11 protein-coding genes and 1 riboswitch are annotated in these 15,168 nt (G+C 66.5%); of the genes, 8 read left to right on the forward strand and 3 right to left on the reverse strand.

The genetic code is table 11. The features are described from left to right. Window positions 1–9 precede the first annotated feature (9 nt). The 6 genes from BMZ17_RS01795 to BMZ17_RS01820 all read left to right on the forward strand — a co-directional run bounded on the left by BMZ17_RS01795 (window position 10) and on the right by BMZ17_RS01820 (window position 9,819). Complete coding sequence (locus BMZ17_RS01795; RefSeq protein WP_217645722.1) at window positions 10–3,720, forward strand: hypothetical protein; 3,711 nt, start codon at window positions 10–12, stop codon at window positions 3,718–3,720. Further along, window positions 3,720–5,231 carry a DUF11 domain-containing protein gene (locus tag BMZ17_RS01800; protein ID WP_093134630.1) on the forward strand — a complete coding sequence of 504 codons (1,512 nt, stop codon included), beginning with the start codon at window positions 3,720–3,722 and terminating at the stop codon, window positions 5,229–5,231. The genes BMZ17_RS01795 and BMZ17_RS01800 overlap by 1 nt, the downstream gene beginning before the upstream one ends. Window positions 5,232–5,315: 84 nt before the next feature. Further along, window positions 5,316–6,602, forward strand: a complete 1,287-nt coding sequence (locus tag BMZ17_RS21365) for a DUF11 domain-containing protein (RefSeq protein ID WP_139202772.1) — start codon at window positions 5,316–5,318, stop codon at window positions 6,600–6,602. Between the two features lie 96 nt (window positions 6,603–6,698). Continuing rightward, window positions 6,699–7,625 (forward strand): 30S ribosomal protein S6--L-glutamate ligase, encoded by a 927-nt coding sequence (gene rimK / locus BMZ17_RS01810; RefSeq protein ID WP_093134639.1) that lies wholly within the window; start codon window positions 6,699–6,701, stop codon window positions 7,623–7,625. 183 nt (window positions 7,626–7,808) lie between these two features. Next, the gene (locus BMZ17_RS01815; protein ID WP_093134644.1) at window positions 7,809–8,486 is read left to right on the forward strand and encodes a response regulator transcription factor; all 678 of its coding nucleotides are present in this window, start codon (window positions 7,809–7,811) and stop codon (window positions 8,484–8,486) included. After that, window positions 8,449–9,819 carry a sensor histidine kinase gene (locus BMZ17_RS01820; RefSeq protein ID WP_093134648.1) on the forward strand — a complete coding sequence of 457 codons (1,371 nt, stop codon included), beginning with the start codon at window positions 8,449–8,451 and terminating at the stop codon, window positions 9,817–9,819. The genes BMZ17_RS01815 and BMZ17_RS01820 overlap by 38 nt, the downstream gene beginning before the upstream one ends. A gap of 15 nt (window positions 9,820–9,834) precedes the next feature. Here BMZ17_RS01820 and BMZ17_RS01825 read toward each other — a convergent pair whose 3' ends face one another. Both BMZ17_RS01825 and metF read right to left on the reverse strand, forming a co-directional pair. Next, window positions 9,835–10,449 (reverse strand): DUF4124 domain-containing protein, encoded by a 615-nt coding sequence (locus BMZ17_RS01825; protein WP_254775165.1) that lies wholly within the window; start codon window positions 10,447–10,449, stop codon window positions 9,835–9,837. 63 nt (window positions 10,450–10,512) lie between these two features. Further along, window positions 10,513–11,343: a methylenetetrahydrofolate reductase [NAD(P)H] gene (gene metF / locus BMZ17_RS01830; protein ID WP_093134656.1), complete on the reverse strand. Its 831-nt coding sequence runs from the start codon at window positions 11,341–11,343 to the stop codon at window positions 10,513–10,515. 317 nt (window positions 11,344–11,660) lie between these two features. Between metF and BMZ17_RS01835 the strand changes: the two genes are divergently transcribed. Together BMZ17_RS01835 and BMZ17_RS01840 are read left to right on the forward strand one after the other, a co-directional pair. Further along, window positions 11,661–12,218 carry a DUF3228 family protein gene (locus BMZ17_RS01835; protein WP_093134660.1) on the forward strand — a complete coding sequence of 186 codons (558 nt, stop codon included), beginning with the start codon at window positions 11,661–11,663 and terminating at the stop codon, window positions 12,216–12,218. A gap of 132 nt (window positions 12,219–12,350) precedes the next feature. Beyond that, window positions 12,351–13,436 carry an MASE2 domain-containing protein gene (locus tag BMZ17_RS01840; RefSeq protein ID WP_093134665.1) on the forward strand — a complete coding sequence of 362 codons (1,086 nt, stop codon included), beginning with the start codon at window positions 12,351–12,353 and terminating at the stop codon, window positions 13,434–13,436. A gap of 108 nt (window positions 13,437–13,544) precedes the next feature. Here the strand turns inward: BMZ17_RS01840 and ahcY are convergent, their stop codons facing one another. After that, on the reverse strand, window positions 13,545–14,987 hold the full coding sequence (gene ahcY / locus BMZ17_RS01845) for an adenosylhomocysteinase (protein ID WP_093134670.1): 1,443 nt from the start codon (window positions 14,985–14,987) through the stop codon (window positions 13,545–13,547). A gap of 37 nt (window positions 14,988–15,024) precedes the next feature. Continuing rightward, window positions 15,025–15,114, reverse strand: a riboswitch (S-adenosyl-L-homocysteine riboswitch). Window positions 15,115–15,168: the final 54 nt, after the last annotated feature.

Consider the following 15,168-nt stretch of genomic DNA (forward strand, 5'->3'; position numbering starts at 1 on the left):
ACGATGAACATGAAGATGAAACTGCTGGACTACACCCTGGTCAGCCTGATGGCCGGCGTCGCGCCTGCGGCAATGGCCCAGGAAGCGGGCATCACGCCGCCTGACTCGCTCTCGACCATGGACTGCAACGACGGTGGCTGCCAGGCCGCCGACGGGCTGTTGTTCAAGGTGCGCACGCGTGGCGAAACCCAGCCGCTGACCGGCGCCGATGCCACCACCGGCGCGGCGCTGGCGCCGGACCGCCGCGTGGACCTGGCGCAAGCCCAGCCGGGCATGGCCAAGGCCACCGGCCGCTTCGCGCTGAACCTGGCCAACGGCGGCGTGATCTGGGCCACCGAGGACCCCGCCATCGGCACCGCCGAACTGTCGGTCTCCGCGCCCAGCATGGTCGCCTTCGACGGCCAGGAGATCACCAAGCCGGTGCAGTTCTATGTGCGCAGCAACTACTCGGCCTTCGTCGAGCGCTACGAGCTGACCCTGTACCGCGCCAGCGATACCGATCTGGTCTCGCCGCTGGTGACCGTGCCGATGAACGTCGGCAACGTCAGCCAGACCGACTGGGATGGCGCGCTGCCGTCTACCTACCGCTACCGCACCGGCGATGAGCTGGTCTACGTGCTGCGCGCCTACGACAAGGACGGCAGCTACGACGAGACCTATCCCAAGACGCTGCAGCTGGTGAAGCCCGAAGAGGCCGAGCGCGGCAGCGACCTGCTGCGCGAAAGCACCGAGCAGTCGCTGGGCACCGCGCTCACGTCCGACCAGGCCCAGACCCAGAGCCTGATCTCGGACGTGTTCTCCGGGAATGGTCTGCGCCTGCAGAACATCCCGCTGTACGGCTCGCGCGTGCGCGTGCAGGGCCGCAACCTGCCGGCCGGCTACCAGCTGGAAATCAACGGCGAAAGCTATCCGGTCGACCTGGAGCGTAAGTTCGTCGCCGAATACCTGGTGCCGGTGGGCCGCCACAGCTTCGATCTGGAGCTGCAGGACGGTGCCGATGGCCTGGGCGGCGCGGCGGCTGGCGACGGCCAGGCCGCGGCGCACCAGCGCCTGGACGTGGATGTCACCGGTCGCTACTTCTTCGGCGTTGGCATCGCCGATGTGACCATCGCGCAGAACAAGGTGTCCGGCTCGACCGAAACACTGTCGGCGACCGATGCGCGCTACAACGACGACATCATCAGCGACGGCCGCCTGGCCTTCTACGGCAAGGCCAAGTTCAAGGGCAAGTACCTGGTGACCGCGCAGGCGGACACCACCGAGCAGGACCTGCAGCACCTGTTCGACAACTTCACCCAAGCCTATGCGACGGACGTGTTCCGCAGCCTGGACCCGGACCTGTACTACCCGACCTACGGCGATGACTCGTCGGCGGTGCGCGATGTCGATACGCAAGGCCGTTTCTACGTCCGCGTCGATTGGGACAAGAACCAGGCCCTGTGGGGCAATTTCGCCACCGGCTTCACCGACACCGAGTACGGCCAGTACGTGCGTTCGCTGTACGGTGCGGCGTTCGACTGGCGCTCGCGCGCGATCACCCCGTGGGGCGATGCCAAGACCGAAGTGCGCGCGTTCGGCTCGCAGGCGCAGAGCGCGCCGGGCCACAGCGAGTTCATCGGCACCGGCGGCAGCCTGTATTACCTCAAGCACACCGAAGTACTGGCCGGTTCGGACATCGTCACCCTGGAAGTGAGCGACGAGACCACCGGCCGCGTGGTCGATCGCGTCTCGCTGACCCGCGGCGTGGACTACGAGATCGACCAGATCCAGGGCCGCATCCTGCTGACCCGTCCGCTCTCGCAGATCACCCGCGAGAACGTGACCACGCTGACCCGCGACACCCCGCTGGATGGCTACGAGCAGCGCCTGCTGGTGGACTACGAGTTCGTCCCCACCGATTTCCAGACCGACGACATCAGCGCCGGCTTCCGCGGCAAGCAGTGGCTGGGCGACCACGTCGCCGTGGGCGCGACCTACGTCGAGGAAAACCGCGCAGGCGAGGACTACACCCTGGCCGGTGGCGACCTGACCCTGCAGGCTGGCAAGGGCACCTACCTGAAGGCCGAGTACACCCAGACCGAGTCGTACTCCACGCCGGTGTTCTTCTCGGACAACGGCGGCTTCACCTTCACCCAGCTCAATTCCACCGCCCCGCGCGAAGGCGACGCCAAGGCCGTCGAGGCCCGCGCCAACTTCAAGGAACTGGGCTGGACCCAGAACGACTGGGCCGCCGGTGCATGGTGGCGCGAGGTGGGTTCGGGCTATTCGGTCAGTCGCTACGACACCGGTGAGGACGTCACCGAATACGGCGCCGAAGTCACCGGCCAGTTCACCCCGGACCTGAGCCTGTACGCGCGTTACAGCAAGGCCGAGAGCGGCGCCGAATCGCTGATCCAGGCCCAGGTCACCAGCGAGTGGCGTCTGGGCGAATGGGACACGCTGGCGGCTGAAATCCGTCGCGTCGAAGAGCAGCGCACCAGCGGCGATGCCGCCGGCATCCTGGGCGCGCTGAAGTACACCCACCGCTTCGGCACCAGCCTGGACCTGTACGGCCAGGCCCAGCTGACCCTGGACGACGACCACGGCAAATACGCCGACAACGACGCCTACACCGTCGGCGGCAAGTACCTGTTCGGCAACCTGTCCTCGGTCGGTGCCGAACTCACCAGCGGCGACCGCGGCAACGCGGCCACCGTCGATGCCGAGTACCGCCTGACCGCTCAGCACAGCTTCTACGGCGCCTACACCGCGACCAGCGACACCGATGCCTACGATCCGCTGTTCAGCACCACCTCGCAGGATGGCTGGACCCTGGGCCAGCGCTGGCGCCTGTCCAACCAGATCAACGTCTTCAACGAAAGCCAGTTCCTGAAGTCCGACACCACCGGCGAATCCGGCCTGGCCCACACCTTCGGCCTGGATTTCTATCCGGCCCAGGGCTGGACCACCGGCTTCACCCTGCAGCACGGCGACCTGGTCAACAGCGAAGGCGGCAACGTCGATCGCCGCGCGGTCAGCGTCAACGCCGGTCGCACCTCGCCAATGACCGACTGGCAGAGCAAGGTCGAGTGGCGTCGCGACACCGGCGCCGAGCAGCGCGAGCAGTGGGTGTCCACCAACCGCCTGACCCACAAGTTCAACGACAGCTGGCGCATCGCCGCCCGCGTGAACTATTCGGATACCGACGACAAGCTGGATCCGGCCGCCGGTGCCAAGTTCATCGAAGGCAACATGGGCTTTGCCTGGCGTCCGTGGAACTCGCTGCGCTGGGGCGTGTTTGGCCGTTACACCTACCTGTACGACCTGTCCACGCTGGCCCAGATCGGCGGCAACAACTACGACCAGAAGACCCAGGTGGTCTCGCTGGAAGGCGTGTACAAGCTGGACCAGCGCTGGGAGTTCGCCGCCAAGGCGGCCCGTCGCGAAGGCAAGGCGCGTTACGGCCGCGGCACCGGCGACTGGTTCGATTCGGCCACCACGTTCTACTCCGGCCAGATCCGCTACGACCTGGGCCAGCAGTGGCACGCCCTGGCCGAGCACCGCACGCTCAAGGTCGATGACGGCGGCACGCGCAGCGGCTACCTGGTCGGCGTGGACCGTGACATCGGCAAGAACCTGCGGATCGGCGTGGGGTATAACTTCACCAAGTTCAGCGATGACCTGACCGACTTCGACAACAACCACAAGGGCTGGTTCATCAACCTGGTGGGGAGCTATTGATGCGCGTCAATTTCCATTCCGGCCTGACACTGCTGCGCCGCGGGGCGATCGCTGTGCTGGCGAGTGCTGGGATGGTGGGGACTGCGCAAGCAGCGGCGTTCGCGACATGTCCAACGGACATGTTCTTGTCCCAGGCGCCGAATGGAAACTCCAACACTACACTTTATAACGTCAACACCAGCACCAATCCCTTCACTTTTCCTGCGCAGGGAACCATCGCGTCGGTCAATTACAACGCGATCGGCTTCAATCCGAACGACAGCTACCTCTATGCGATCCAGCAGAACAGCAATGTCCTGCTGCAGATCGGGGACAACGGCCAGGCGGTCAGCCTGGGAGCTGTCGATCAGCTGCCGACCGGTGTCAATTTTCTAGCCGGTGAAATCTCAAGCAACGGCACGTATTACGTCATCGCGCGTAACTCGAACACCTTGTATGTCATCGACATCGCCACGCGCCACGCGACCACGCGGACACTGACCCAGTCAGTGGACAGCCTCGATCTGGCGTGGAGCAACGGACTGTTGTATTCGCTGACGCCTGCGAACGATCAGCTGTTTTCGATCAATGTCACTTCCGGTCAGGTCACGACGATCGGGAGCGGCGGCGGCAACGTGTCTTACGGCGCATTGTTCGGTACGCCGACCGGCGTTTACGCCAACGCCAACGATGGCAGCGGCTTCTATCGCGTGAACTTGGGCAACGGAACGTTGACGCTGCTGTCTTCTTCTCCCGGTGCCCAGCTCAATGACGGCGCGCACTGCGTCAATGCAGAGGTGGCGCTCGGTTCCGAGATTTCGGTGACCAAGACCGACGGCACCAACGTCACCAGTTATTTGCCCGGCAACCCGGTGACCTACACCGTGGTGGTGAGCAACGCTGGGCCTTTCACGGCGCAGTCGATCACGGTCAGCGATCCGATGCCGACCGGTATTACAAGTGCCAGCTGGACTTGTGCTGCATCCAATGGTTCGACCTGTGGCGGCAGCGGCAGCGGCAGCCTGACCGACACCGTGACGCTGCTTTCTGGTGGGACGGCGACCTACACGATCGTCATGCAAGTACCAGCCAACAGGACTGGGAATCTCGTCAATACCGCCAGCGTGACCTTGCCCGCTACGGTGAAGGACACCAACACCAGCAACAATTCTGCGACAGATACCGATACGCAGGCGCGCGCTCAACTTGCGGTGACCAAGACCAATACACCGACTTCGGGCGCCAGCGATCTGGCGAATGACACGGTGACGCGCGGTTTGCCTACCACCTACACAATCGTGGTCACCAACAATGGCCCGCAGGCGGCCAATGGCGCGATTGTGACCGATCCGGCAGTGACCGGTCTGACCTGCACGCGGGCCGACTGCACCGGCACCACCGGCAGCGCGACTTGCCCGACCCAGGCCAATGGCGCGGCGCTGCTAACCGCACTGCAGGGCACGGGCGCGGCGATTCCCGCGCTGCCGAACGCGAGCACCGTCACCTTGACGGTGACCTGCACGGTCAACTAAATCTGATGCGCCATCGTGGTTGGGTGGCGCGCCATTTGCTCCGACATTCTCTTGAAGGTCTGCCGTTCCATGAAGTTCTCGCGCGTGCGTTCCCGCTCCCTGCTTGCCAGCGCCATGCTGCTGGCGTTTTCTTCGGTCCAGGCCCAGGTGGTCACCACCTGTCCTTCGGGCCTGGAACAGACCACCAACTATCCGTACACCAGCAACACGGTCTCTACCTTCACCGTGCCGGCGCGGGTGACCTCGGTCCACCTGATCGCGGTCGGGGCGGACGGCGGTGAGCGGACCAACACGCAATACGCGGGTGGTTCGGGCGCACAGAGCGCCGGCACGTTTGCGGTGAACCCCGGACAAGTGATCACGCTCATTCCCGGCCAGGCGCCTCCGGGCGCGAATGACCAGGAATCTGGCGGCGGCGGCGCATCTGGTGCCTACATCGACAGCGCGCTTGCGGTCATTGCAGGTGCTGGTGGCGGCGATGACAACACCGGCAACGGGCGCGGCGGCCAAGCCACCCGCAACGGGAGCAACGGTGGCAGCGCCGCTGGTGGTGATTGCCCGGCCGGTGGCCTCGGGGGAACCGGTGGCGCTGGCGGCCAGTTCGGTGAAGTCGCGGCCGATGGTACGACGGCCTGTCAGACCGGCGATGGCGGCGGCGGCGGCGGCGGATTCTTAAGCGACGGCGGGAGCGTGACGTTTTCCGGCGCGCATCAAGGCCCGCGCGGTGGTGCACGTTGCTCCATTAACGGCGCTGCAGGCGGTGCGGGCGGTACCGGCGATCCAGGCAATATCTCGGGAGACCTGGACAACTTTGGCGCGGCGGGCGGCTGGGGTATCTGCGGCGGTGGCGGCGCTGATCAGCGTGAAAGCGGCGGCGGCGGTGGGTATTCCGGCGGCGGTGGCGGCCCTGAAAGCAGCTATCCGGGTGGTGGTGGCTCCTACGTCGATTCGACGGCGACTGCAACTTCGCTTGTCGCGGGTGCGGACGGCGGTGGCAGCGGCCGCAATGGTTCGGTGCGCGTGTGCTATTCGCTGCGTGCGGAACTGACCGTGACCAAGACCAACACACCAACACTTGGCGCCAGCGACCAGGCCAACGACACAGTCACCCGCGGCGCCGCGACCAGCTACCAGATCGTGGCGACCAACAATGGCCCGGTCGTGGCCGATGGCGCGGTGATCAAGGATCCGGTCAGCACCGGGCTGACCTGCGCCACGGCCAGCTGCGGCAGCGCGACCGGCGGTGCGGTGTGTCCCACCGCCAGCAACACGGCGATGATGACCGCCTTGCAGTCCAGTAACGGCCTCACCATCGCGACCTTCCCGGTCAACGGCAGCCTGACCTTCACCGTCAACTGCACGGTCAACTGAGACAACGCCGCTCGCGCGATGCGGGCCGGAAGCGACACCTGGAACGCAGCGCCTGCATGTCATGCTAGGCGCCGTTTTTCCTGACGAACCGGCCGCATGAAACTGGCGATCCTCTCGCGCAACACTCGGCTCTACTCGACCAAGCGCCTGGTCGAAGCCGCACGCCAGCGCGGGCACGTGGTGCGGGTGCTGGATCCGCTGCGCTGCTACATGCGCATCGATGCCGGACGCTTCGACCTGCGTTACAAGGGCCGGACGCTGTCTGGGTTCGACGCGGTGATCCCGCGCATCGGCGCCTCGGTGACGCGCTATGGCACCGCGGTGCTGCGCCAGTTCGAACTGATGGGCTGCCACACGCCCAATCCCTCCGATGCCATCCTGCGCGCGCGCGACAAGCTGCGCGCGCACCAGCTGCTGGCCGCGCACGGCATCGACCTGCCGGCAACCGTGTTCGGTGACAACCCCGACGACACCGCCGACCTGCTGGCCCTGCTCGGGCCGCCGCCGCACGTGATCAAGCTCAACGAAGGTGCGCAGGGCGCGGGCGTGATGCTCACCGAGAAACCTTCGGCCTCGCGCTCGGTGATTGAAGCGCTGCGCGGGCTCTACGCCAGCTTCGTGGTGCAGGAGTTCGTCGAGGAAGCCAAGGGCGCGGACCTGCGCTGCTTCGTGGTCGGCGACCGGGTCGTGGCGGCGATGCGCCGACAGGCGCCGGAGGGCGACTTCCGCTCCAACCTGCATCGCGGTGGCGAGGCCGCGCCGGCCACCGCCACGCCCGAGGAGGTCAGCGTCGCCGTGCGCGCGGCTGCCACCCTGGGCCTGGGCGTGGCCGGCGTCGACCTGATCCGCTCCGCCCGCGGCCCACTGGTGCTGGAGGTCAACTCCACCCCCGGCCTGGAAGGCATCGAGCAGGTGTCCGGCGTGGATATCGCCGGCGCGGTGGTGGAACTGGTGGCGTCGCGCGTGGTCAGTGGTAGACCCGGCGGCCGTCGCGGTGGCGCGGCACCCCCGCAGTCAACGTGAACGGGCATGCAGGGATGCTCACCGGCGGTGTGACAGAATCGGCCACCTGAACGCGGCCAGCCAGCCCCCAAGCCCCGCCGCTTCTTGCTTTGCGAAGACAACCAAGGACTTCCATGACCCTCATTTTTCCGATGTGCCGCCGCTCCCCGCGCCAGGCCATCCGTGTGCAGGAGGCCTGCTGACATGCGCATCCTCGTGATTGAAGACAACAGCGATATCGCCGCCAACCTGGGCGATTACCTGGAAGACCGCGGCCATACCGTGGATTTCGCCGCCGATGGCGTGACCGGCCTGCACTTGGCCGTGGTCCATGATTTCGACGCCATCGTGCTCGACCTCAACCTGCCGGGCATGGATGGCCTGGAGGTCTGCCGCAAGCTGCGTAACGAAGCGCGCAAGCAGACGCCGGTGCTGATGCTTACCGCCCGCGACAGCCTGGACAACAAGCTGGCCGGCTTTGATTCCGGCGCCGACGATTACCTGATCAAGCCCTTCGCGCTGCAGGAAGTGGAAGTGCGCCTCAACGCGCTCTCGCGCCGCGGCAAGGGCGTGCAGACCCGCGTGCTGGACGTGGGCGACCTGGAATACAACCTGGACACGCTGGAAGTGCGCCGCGGCGGCAAGCTGCTGCAGCTCAACCCGACCGCGCTGAAGATCCTGCAGTCGCTGATGGAAGCCTCGCCGGCCGTGGTCACGCGCCAGGAACTGGAAACCCGCGTGTGGGGCGAAGAGCTGCCCGATTCCGATTCGCTGCGCGTGCACATCCATGGCCTGCGCGCCGTGGTCGACAAGCCGTTCGAGACCCAGTACATCCAGACCCGCCATGGCATCGGTTACCGCATCGCCGCACCCGAAGCCTGAGTCCGGTCCTGCCGCGCGGCCCGGTGCCGCGCGTGCACGCAAGTTCCGCCGGCGCCTTCGCACCCGCATCGTCTGGTCGTTCGTGCTGTTGGGCTTCTGCCTGACGGTGCTGTTCGCCTTTGCGGCGGTGCAGGCGCGCCAGCGCGTGGAAAACCAGCTGGTCGAAGACGTGATGAACCGCAACCTGGAGGAATCCTGGCGGCGGTTCGTCAGCAGTGGCGGCACCAATACCGCCGCGCCGGTCCAGCAGATGAAGGGGTACCTGTATCCGGTCGACATCCTGCCGCGCCTGGCCCAGGAAAAACCCGACTGGTACAAGCTCAAGGACGGCATCCACCCGTTTTCCGGTACCGACGAGAACGGCAATCCGTTTTCCTACCGGATCGGCGTGCGCAAGACGCCGACGGCGTGGTTCTACCTGACCTACGACATGGGCCAGGTCGCACTGGGTGAAGTGCAGTTCAAGCGCACGCTGTGGGGCACGGTGGCGCTGTTCACCCTGCTGTCGCTGATTATCGGCTGGTGGTCGGCCTCGCGGGTGATGAGCCCGGTGTCCGAGTTGGCCACGCGCCTGCGCGCGTACCGCGGCAGCAGCAATCCGACCCAGCTGGGGCCGCTGTTCCCCGAGGACGAGGTGGGCGAGCTGGCGCGTGCGCTGGACGATTATTCCAACCGCCTGACCGAAGTGGTCCAGCGCGACCGCGAGTTCAATGCCGACGTCAGCCACGAGCTGCGCACGCCGCTGGCCGTGATCCGCGGCGCGACCGAGCTACTGCTGGGCCGGCCGAACCTGGAGCCCAAGATCCAGGCGCGCCTGCTGCGCATCCAGCGCGCCGAACAGGCCTGTACCGACCTGATCGGCTCGCTGCTGCTGCTCTCGCGCAACGAGCGCGGGCAGGGCAACTGCAATGTGGCGCGGGTGACCGACCAGCTGCTGGATTCGCATCGCGCGCAGATCGGCGGCAAGCCGCTCGAGCTGGTCCAGGAAGGCAACCAGGACCTGGTCATCGACGCGCCCGATGCGGCGCTGTCGGTGGCGCTAGGCAACCTGATCGGTAACGCGGTCAAGTACACTCAGGAAGGCAGCGTGGTCGTGCGCGTGCTGGAAGACGCGGTGGAAGTGATCGATTCCGGCCCGGGCCTGAGCGAGGAAGACGCAGCCAAGCTGTTCAACCGCGGCTATCGCGGCACCCATGCGGGCCATTCGCAGGGTGGCGGCATCGGCCTGTCGATCGTCAGCCGCCTGTGCGAACTCTACGGCTGGCAGGTCAACGTGCGCCCGGGCATCGAACGCGGCGTGATCGCGACCCTGCGGTTCCGCCCGGCCGACTGAGCCGGACGCGGCGCCTTACAGCGTGATCCAGAAGCAGTCGTAGCTACGGCGAATGCCCAGTACGGTGCTCGACGGCGTACTGGTGTTAGCCAGCGTCTGCTGCAGGCGCAGGCCGACGGGGCGCGGTTTCTGCGGCGGCGAGGGCGTGGGGAAATAACCGTCGGCATTGGCGTCGATCACCTGGCCGTTGGCATCCAGCACCGGTGTCGGTTCGACCGCGGGGAAGATCGGCGCGATGTCCACCAGCGGCCGGCGCACGATGGTCTCCATCTGATCCAGCAGGCGGTTGGCCGAGGCGTCGGAGATGCCATTCCACTGGTATAGCGCGGCGAGCCGGTTGGCATCGTTGGCATCGATCGCGCCGGTGATCTGCTGGACCAGGTCGCTGAGTTTGCGCGGGCAGCCCAGGTGCAGCGGCGCAGCCGGTTGGCCTTGCGCATTGAGGCGCGGCCGGATCACGCGACTGGCCGCGCCCACATCCTCGCAGCGCCGGTCGGTGAACACCGCCGCGCCACTGGCATCGGTGCAGCGATGCACGGCCTGCGCGTGGGCCTGCGGCAGCCAGGCAGGCGCCGACACCGCGACAGCCGCGGCGATCATCAGCAAGGGGAGCAGGGCAGTCGGGCGCATCGCAGCACGCAGCCTAACCCGGCGTGGCTGACCGACGGTTGGCCGTCGGTATCGCCTGCTCGCTCAGCCGCGGCCCAGGCGCTTGAGCACCAGCTGGCTCGGCTTGGCCAGGTTGAGCGTGTAGAAGTGCAGGCCCGGCACGCCGCCGGCGATCAGCTTCTCGCACAGCTGCGCGACCACGTCGGCGCCGAAGTCGCGAATTGAATCGGCATCGTCACCATAGGCGGCCATGCGCTTGGCGATCCAGCGCGGGATCTCGGCGCCGCACTGCTCGGAAAACCGGCGCAGCTGGCTGAAGTTGGAGATCGGCATGATCCCGGGAATGATCGGGATCTCCACGCCCAGCTTGCGCACCGCATCGACGAAGCCGAAGTACGCATCGGCGTTGTAGAAGTACTGGGTGATCGCCGCATCGGCGCCGGCATCGACCTTGGCCTTGAAGTGCTTCAGATCGGCCAGCGCGTCGCTGGCCTGCGGATGGGTTTCCGGATACGCGCCCACTTCCAGATGGAACGCGTCGCCGTGCTCGGCGCGGATGAAGGCGATCAGGTCCGAGGCGTAGCGCAGGTCGCCGGCGTGGCCCATGCCCGAGGGCAGGTCGCCGCGCAGCGCCACGATGCGCTTGCAGCCGATCGCGCGGTAAAGCTTGAGCAGCTCGCGGATTTCCTCGCGGTTCCCGCCCACGCACGACAGGTGCGGCGCGGCGTCGAAACGGTGGTGCTGCTTGAGGTGGCGCACCGTTTCAGAGGTGTAGCTCAGGGTCGAGCCGCCCGCGCCGAAGGTGCACGACACATAGTCCGGCGCGTATTTCTTCAGCTTGTCCGCGGTGCGGTCCAGCTGGGCGCGCTGGTCGTCGGTCTTGGGCGGGTAGAACTCGAAGCTGACGGGCGTCATCGCGGCAGGCTTGCTGGAAGGAGGGTGAATAATATCGCTTCATCGCGATGGACGCATGGATTGGTTGCGTGCGCGACGAACCTGATGAGATTTTTCCGGTTCCCGAGGACCGACTTCGAAACTCCCGGTTCTGTCTCTGGCCGAGCCGTTGGCTTGTTGTGGGAGCTGCTTCAGCAGCGATGGCTTTACTTGTGAAGCCCCATCGATGCTGAAGCGGCTCCCACAAAAGCTCGCCCACGAAGCGTCGCTTTCGGCCCTGCACCTGCAAACCGCCAAGGTCGCCGTTACCCTGTCCCGCCCAGTTCCTGCCGACCTGCATGTCGATCGTCCTGACCGAGTTCGCCCGTCCGCGCCTGTTTCCCCGCGACAAGCGCCGCAATGCCATCCAGGACTGCACGCCGCAGCAGTTCGAGGAGCGCCTCAATGCCGAGCCGCCGCTGAAGGTGCTCGATGGCTATGCGCCGTTCTGCAAGCTGCACGTGCATCGCAACTGGACCTCGACCCGCTGCCTGACCTTGCCGATCACCGACGACAACCGGCACCAGCTGCGCTCGGGCTACGAGGCGCGCAACTCGGCCGAACTGCCGGTGCTGGTGCGCTGGTTCGAAGGCGTCGAGCCGCCGGTAGCGGACTACTTCGTGGTGATCCTCTACAGCCGCGAGCAGCTGGCCAAGGAAGGCGCACCGATCGAGGCGGACTGGGGCATCGTCGGCTGCATCTACACCGCGCAGCCGGAAGAAGTGCCGATGGCGCCGATCACCATATTGCGCAACGCGCTGGGCGTGGAAGAAGGCGGCTCGGGCGTGGCCCTGGACCGCGACGCCTACCGGCGCAGCGTGGCGTTCTGGGAGCGCAACGCCAACTGGCGCCCATAAAACGGCTGTTGCAGCGGCCGGCCGCGACGGGAAGGGCGCGCTTGGTGCACCATAGGGACAGGGGGAGCTAGTCGCCGAGGGTGGGCTTTAGCATTGGGGCACGAACTCCGAAGATTCTGCTTTGGGTTCGTCATGCCACGTCTGCTTCCTGCGCCAGATACCGACCAGACCACGCGCGACCAGCGTTTCGTCCGCCGCATGCATCGCATGCGCATGCTGGGCGTGGTCCTTACCGCGTTGCCGATCATCGCCCACTTGTCGCAGGCGCCGACCAGCGTCGCGATCTGGTTTGCGCTCGCGCTCAACGTGCTGGCCTGGCCGCATGTGGCCTGGCTGCTCGCGCGGCGCGCCAAGCGTCCGGCCAGCGCCGAACTCTGGAACCTGACCCTCGACGGTGCCGCTGGCGGCTTCTGGATGGCGATGCTGCAGCTCAGCGCGCTGCCGTGCGTGCTGATGGCCTCGATCCTGTTGTCCGACCGCTATGCAGCCGGCGGCTGGCCGCTGGTGCGCCGGGCTGCGGCGGCGCTGGGCAGCGCCTTGCTGGTGACGCTGGTCGCGCGCGGCGGCGCGGTGGATTTTTCGGTGAGCGAACGGGTGATCTACGCCTGCCTGCCGCTGCTGGGCATTTACCCGCTGGCGCTGAGCATCCTGGGTCGGCGCCTGGCGGTGCGCGTGGCCAAGCAGAACCGCCAGCTCGCCTCCTTCGGCCTGCTCGGCGCCAAGGGCGAGCTGCCCACGCGCCAGCGCCTGAGCGAACAGGCCGCGGCCTTCGTGCGCACGCCGGTGGTGGACAACCAGCACGCGGCCTTCATGGTCGTGTGCCTGGATCAGGGTGCGAGCGTGGACAGTCGCTATGGCGCGGCGGTCGGCGACGTCGTCCGCGCGGCACTGACCGACATCGTGCGCGAGACCGCGCGCAATGCCGGCGTGCCGGCACGCTGGTCCGGTGACGAATTCGCCCTGCTGCTGCCGCGCACCGACGCCGATCTGGCCACCTCGATCGGCGAGCTGGTGCGGATGAAGGTGCGCCAGGTGACGCTGGAAGAACACCCGCAGGTCTACTGCACCGCCAGCGTCGGCGTGGCCATCTGGCCCGGCCGCTGGAGCGGCGCCGGCGACTGGATCAAGGGCGCCGAAGGCGCGATGCAGCAGGCCCGTCGCCAGGGCGGCGATCGCGTGTACGTGGCGCGGCCGTTTCCTTCGTTGCGGGCGTCCTGAGCGAATGCGGATACCTGCGAGGCAGCTTCGGCGCATCGCATGGCGTGAACGAAAAACGGGCGCCTCGCGGCGCCCGTTTTCATTTCGCTGCGATACAACGCAGGCCGATCAGTAGCGGTAGTGATCCGGCTTGTACGGGCCGGCCACGTTCACGCCCAGGTAGTCGGCCTGGTCCTTGCTCAGCGTGGTCAGCTTCACGCCGATCTTTTCCAGGTGCAGGCGCGCGACTTCCTCATCCAGCTGCTTGGGCAGGCGGTAGACGGTCTTCTCGTACACGTCCTTGTTGGCCCACAGGTCGATCTGCGCCAAGGTCTGGTTGGCGAACGAGTTGGACATCACGAAGCTCGGATGGCCCGTCGCGCAACCCAGGTTGACCAGGCGGCCTTCGGCCAGCAGGAAGATCGCGTTGCCGTTGGCGAACACGAACTTGTCCACCTGCGGCTTGATGTTGATGCGCTCAGCGCCGGAGGCGTACAGCGCGTCGACCTGGATCTCGTTGTCGAAGTGGCCGATGTTGCAGACGATGGCCTGGTCCTTCATCGCCTTCATGTGCTCGAGGGTGATGATGTCCTTGTTGCCGGTGGTGGTGACGTAGATGTCGGCCTGGCCCAGGCTGTCTTCGACGGTGTTGACCTCGAAGCCTTCCATCGCTGCCTGCAGGGCGCAGATCGGGTCGATTTCGGTGACGATCACGCGGGCACCGTAGGCACGCAGCGAGTGCGCCGAACCCTTGCCCACGTCGCCGTAGCCGCAGACCACGGCGACCTTGCCGGCCAGCATCACGTCCATCGCACGCTTGAGGCCGTCGGCCAGCGACTCGCGGCAGCCGTAGAGGTTGTCGAACTTGGACTTGGTGACCGAGTCGTTGACGTTGATCGCAGGCACCAGCAGCTTGCCGGCCTCGGCGATCTGGTACAGGCGGTGCACGCCGGTGGTGGTCTCTTCCGAGACGCCCCTCCAGTCGGCGACCACGCGGGTCCAGTAACCCGGACGCTCAACGGCCACGCGCTTGAGCAGGGCCTTGATCACGCCTTCCTCGTGCGAGGACGCCGGCTCGTCGACCCACTTGGAGCCGTTCTCCAGCTCATAGCCCTTGTGGATCAGCAGGGTCACGTCGCCGCCGTCGTCCACCACCAGCTCCGGGCCGGTCTGGGTGCCGTCGGCCAGGGTGAAGGTCAGCGCGTCCAGGGTGCAGTCCCAATACTCTTCCAGGGTCTCGCCCTTCCAGGCGAACACCGGGGTGCCGGTCGCGGCGATCGCCGCGGCGGCGTGGTCCTGGGTGGAGAAGATGTTGCACGAGGCCCAGCGCACGTCGGCGCCGATGTCCTTCAGCGTTTCGATCAACACCGCGGTCTGGATGGTCATGTGCAGCGAGCCGGTCACGCGCACGCCGGCCAGCGGCTTGGTGGTGGCGTGCTTCTTGCGGATCGACATCAGGCCGGGCATTTCGTGCTCGGCGATGTCCAGCTCCTTGCGGCCCCAATCGGCCAGGGAGATGTCGGCGACCTTGTAATCGCCGTCGGTGGAAAAGGTCTTCAGTTGCGCATTCATGCAGATGGCTCCGGTCAAGGGCGAGGGAAAAGCTCGCGGTTGCCGGGCGCCGTTGCACGTGGGAATCGCCGAGCCTGGCCTGGTGGCGTGCCTTGGCACGGACCGGGTCGCAGCGCCCCTCGACGAGCGGCGCAGTATATCGCCGCCACCAAAGTCGAGGCATGAATACGTCCGCCTTGCA

Origin of the sequence: Pseudoxanthomonas sp. GM95, from assembly GCF_900109775.1 — a bacterium.
Lineage (GTDB): Bacteria > Pseudomonadota > Gammaproteobacteria > Xanthomonadales > Xanthomonadaceae > Pseudoxanthomonas_A.